The sequence below is a fragment of the Frankia sp. CeD genome (assembly GCF_000732115.1).
In the GTDB taxonomy this organism is placed as follows: Bacteria; Actinomycetota; Actinomycetes; order Frankiales; family Frankiaceae; genus Frankia; species Frankia casuarinae.
Window position 1 is genome coordinate 1 of record NZ_JPGU01000090.1, and the last position, 4,247, is coordinate 4,247.

General features: G+C 69.2%; 3 protein-coding genes. All 3 read right to left on the reverse strand.

What is annotated here, in order from left to right; all coding sequences use genetic code 11:
* Window positions 1–360 precede the first annotated feature (360 nt).
* The gene (locus CED_RS24500) at window positions 361–3,135 is read right to left on the reverse strand and encodes an RNaseH domain-containing protein (protein ID WP_160172424.1); all 2,775 of its coding nucleotides are present in this window, start codon (window positions 3,133–3,135) and stop codon (window positions 361–363) included.
* A gap of 20 nt (window positions 3,136–3,155) precedes the next feature.
* Window positions 3,156–3,659 (reverse strand): hypothetical protein, encoded by a 504-nt coding sequence (locus CED_RS24095; protein ID WP_035734670.1) that lies wholly within the window; start codon window positions 3,657–3,659, stop codon window positions 3,156–3,158.
* A 243-nt stretch (window positions 3,660–3,902) separates the two neighbouring features.
* On the reverse strand, window positions 3,903–4,247 hold a 345-nt coding region (locus CED_RS20920), incomplete at its 5' end, for a hypothetical protein (RefSeq protein WP_035913624.1).

The following is a 4,247-nucleotide window of genomic DNA, read 5'->3' on the forward strand; positions in this document are numbered from 1 at the left end:
TACCTGCTCACCCACCACGCGATCAGTGCGCTGACCTGCCAGGCCGCGACCGCCGCCGGGATCGACCCCGACCGGATCAAGTTCAAACGCGCTGTGAGGATCATCCGGGACCGGGTCGTCACCGACCCGGCTTTTTCCCCCTGACCAGCGGGCACGCACTCAGGGTGAGNCCNCCNCCGACANCNCCCGNCCGNCCCGGCTCAACNCCCGCCGCGAACGCACCTACCCCCGCGTCGTCCNCCGGGCGCGCCACAACCAGTATCCGGTCAAGAAACCCGGCCAGCGCGGCCTCCGCCACCACGCCCCGCCCACGATCAGGCTCGCCAACCCCACGAAACCCCAGGTAGCAGCTTGATCGACTTAGTGGAAGTGGCATTGGGGCTCCGGGTCGTCTGTCTGGACGGTTCGGCGGTACTGCGGGTGGTCGAGGTCCATCTGTTTCGCGGCGTGTAGCGGTACTGGGTGGNGGATGCGGTCGGACCAGGAGATCGTCTGGTGGCAGAGTTTCGCGGTCGCGATTGCGAAGGCGTCCGCGGGGACGGCGTCGGTGTAGGCCAGCGGGTAGATCTCTGTTGCGGTCATGGTGTACCAGTTCTGGTCAATCTCGCCTTTGCGTCGTTCTGCCTTGTTGTCTGACCAGACGGAGCGGCGAGCGTCCCAACGGGTGTATTTGGAGCCGAGGCGGCCGGCGCCAGCGCCATCGTAGCTACGGGGCACGTTACAGAGAATCCACACCGGTGTACCGAAGTTGGTGGTGACCTGGTAGAGGGTGGTGGCAGTCTCACCGTCGGTCGGCGGGCTGTCGAGGTCCTTGGAGACGCGGGTGGTGCTGACTGGGGGCGGCACCTCGTCGTCCTCGATGTTCACGCGGATGACCGCTTGGGGTCGGTCGTCTCGGTGCAGAGTGCTGCCGGGTAGCCAGTAGCGGCTCGTGCGGGTCTCGGCGGAGGCACTTTGGTGAATGTTCTGGAGGCCGTGCCACATGCGCCGGGAGGCCATTGCGTCGACGGTGACGGCGTAGGGGATCCCGTCGAGCTCGTCGGCGAGGTCTTGCAGCGCGCGCTCGACGATGTCCGCAGCCTCGTCCCACCGCTGCCGGTAGGTCCTGCTGTCTGTTCCTTCCGGGTAGGCAGTGGCATGGAAAGCGGGTTGGGCGGTGCGGTAGGGCTGCCATTCGGGCCGGGTGGAGCTCCAGCCGAGGAGGGTCCAGGCGCCGGCCGGGTCGGAGGGCGGGACGAGGGCCGACGCGGTGATGACGACCTTTGGTCGGCCGCGCTCGCCCTTGCGGCGATTCTGCTGGCGGACGTGGATACCGACGTGGGCGACGCGGTCGACCGGGTGGCCGGTCGCGGGTGGCTTCAGCGCGTTCGCGATGCGGTCGTCGATGATGCCGAGGGAGCGGTAGAGGTCGAGGAGCGCCCACTCGGCGGGGTGATCCCGGCCCTCCTTGGGTTGGATCACCCCTTTTTCGTCCGAGCCACGTAGGTACTGGGTGGGCACGCCGAGGGCAGAGAGGATGCCTCTGGTCTGGTGCTTCGCGTCCAGATCGTCGGCGTCGGCGTCCGTGACGTCTTCCGCGGTCGGCATTTCGGTTTCGCACCAGGCGCCGACGAGAACGCCATCCCGGGACTCCAATGCGAACCGGCTGTTGCGTAGAGCTTCTTCGCGGCTGGCGGCGCGGCCCGGTCGGAGGAACTCGCCCGCCTGGTGGAAGACGGCGCTGATCGTGCCGGGGTGGAGCTCGAGATCCTGGCCATCCTGGGGGTCCAGGACCCCCTGGTCGAGTGCGAAGACACTGCGCAGGGTGTCGAGCATGCGCAGACGGGTTTCGTCGCGGTACCACAGGCAGGCGATACGCAGCGTGTCGAAGCCGGCGGCCTTGACGGAGGCGACGATGGCCTTCGGGGATGGGAAGGCGTTTCCGGGCTCTGCTAGCGGACCGCTGTCGCCGCTGTTCGCGCGTTCCTCCTTCCGGCGGGCACGCTCTCGAGCGGACACCNGCTCCGGGTCTGTGGGCCGGCGCGGGAACTGCATGCGTACCTCACGCGACTCCAGCGGTTCGGCGGCGTCGGCGAACACCAGGGATGCGTGATCGCGGAGTCGGCGCAGGTGGTGCATGCCGGTGCCGACACCGATGGGAAACGAGGCGCTCGTCGGGCGGATGGGCCAGACCTGCTCGGGACGGTCACGGGGGAACCGCGCGGGTTTGTTCTCGGCGCGCGCCTGCGCGAGGAGCTCCTGCTCACGGGTGGAGCGGGCGGCGATGGTGCGCAGGATCGAGTAGTCCATGTCGAGTCGGCCGAGTGCGTCGAGGGCGAGCCGGTTGATGGTGCGGGCTCCGCCGCGGCCGTCGAGTTCCAGTTCCAGCACGGGGCGCCCGACCCCTGGCTGCTGCGCGAGCGCGGTCTTGGAGAAGATCAGCGAGTCGGCGATGCGGGTGACCCGAGACGTGAGCAGGAGGAGCGGGCTGGTGATGTTCGGAAGGGTCTTGAGGGCCAGCCTCGTGCGCGAGAGCGCGAACCGGCCGCCGCGGTCGTTCTCCCAGGGGTCATCGAGGGTGACGAGGCCTCCAGCGGTGTCGGGCCACAGCGTCACTGTCCGGCTGTCGGAGATCGCCCACGGTTCGGCAGCGAGGCGCCGTGCGAGGTCCCAGGNGACCGTTCTGTAGACCCAGTTGGGGGTGTCGGGCTGTGTGCCGGACCGGGGTGCAAGCTGGTCGGCCAACAGGTGGTGCTGCTCGGGAAGGTCGGCGATTCGTTTCGCGAGGTCCGGCGGGGTGGCGAGATCGATGACGTCGATCTTGTCGCCGAGAGCGAGTCCGTGGGTGAGGGTGAAGACCCTGCGCAGGAGCCGGCCGTCGAGGGGCTCTCGTGACGCGAGGAAGGGCGCCCGCCTGTCTGGCTCGAAGTGTACGTAGCCGCCGCTGAGGACGCCGAGCACGAGGGTCGCGATGGAGTAGGGGGCCTGCGCCGAGTCGTTGCGGTACCGCCGCTTGCACTGGCGGTCGAGATCGTCCCAGAGCTTCCAGGTCTCCTCGTCGAGATGCCGGACATGGACCGCGGCGTCCGCGACGAGGGCGGGGGTGCAGCGGAACGCGAGCGTGTTGAGGTATTTGCCGGGCGCGGGCGGGGTCACGGGTCCTCTTCTCAGGGATGTCACGGCGTGTTGGGGTGGATGCCGGCGTAGTCGAGGAAGGCGTTGAGCGCTTCGCCGTAGAGGTCGTTCATCCGTGTCCGCACCGCGGGGGTCCACTGGGAGTGGATGCGGCGCAGGATGGTCTCCAGGTCGGAACTCCACGTGTCCTCGTGGAAGGCGTAGTCGACGAGGTGCAGGACGGCGTCGCCGCCGCCGCGCCGGGCGCGGCCGGCGAGCTGGATGAGATCGACGATGACGCCCGCGACGATCTCTTCCTGGAGCGGCTTGTGCATCGCGGTGAACTGGGGCGCGGTCCGTAGCAGCAGGGAAAGTCGTTCCCAGGCGGCCGTGCGGGCCTCCGCGAGCGCTTGGGCGGGGTCGGCGCTCCCTCCCGGGGGCAGCGCCCGTAGGCCGGCGGCGTTGATGCTGCCGTACATCTCGGCGGGCTCGCCGAGTAGCGCGAGCGGGCGGACGCACAGGTAGACCGAGCGGACCGCGGAGCGGGTCCCGACCACGATGTTCAACCCGCGGGCGACGATCTGCAGAGGTACGACAAGGACGTTGCCGTACTGCGGGAAGTCTTCGAACTGCTCCGCTGTCAGCCGGGTCGCGATGTTCTCCCGGGGCAGGTCGGCATGGGCGCTGTGCCGGTCTTCTTCCCGGACCGCGACGCACAGCCCGCGGCTGTATTTGCCGGCCTGGGAGATCCCCCGGGCGAGCCAGGCGCACTGTTCGTAAGTGGGCGTTCTGCACGCTTTCGTCGGGCCTCAGCTTGNGTTGATCTCTGGGGTGGCCGGTGGGTCGGGCTGGGGCAGGACGAACAGGCCGGGATCGGGCTCGGTGAGAACACCCCGCTCTACCAGCCGTTTCAGCCGGGCCCGCATGCTCTCGACATGCCGGGGCTCGGTGCCGCCACCCAGCGCCCGGCACACGTCCTTGGCGTGCAGCCCGTTCCCGCCCCGGGTGAACACGGCCAGCACCTCCCGATACCCCGGCGGCAGCGGCTCGGCCGGTGCGGCGTCGTTCTCGGCGGCCAGGTCCAGCACCGTCTCCCGGGTGATCTCCAACCGTTCCAGGGCACGTTCAGCGGCGGCGAGCTGCCCGGTGAGCCG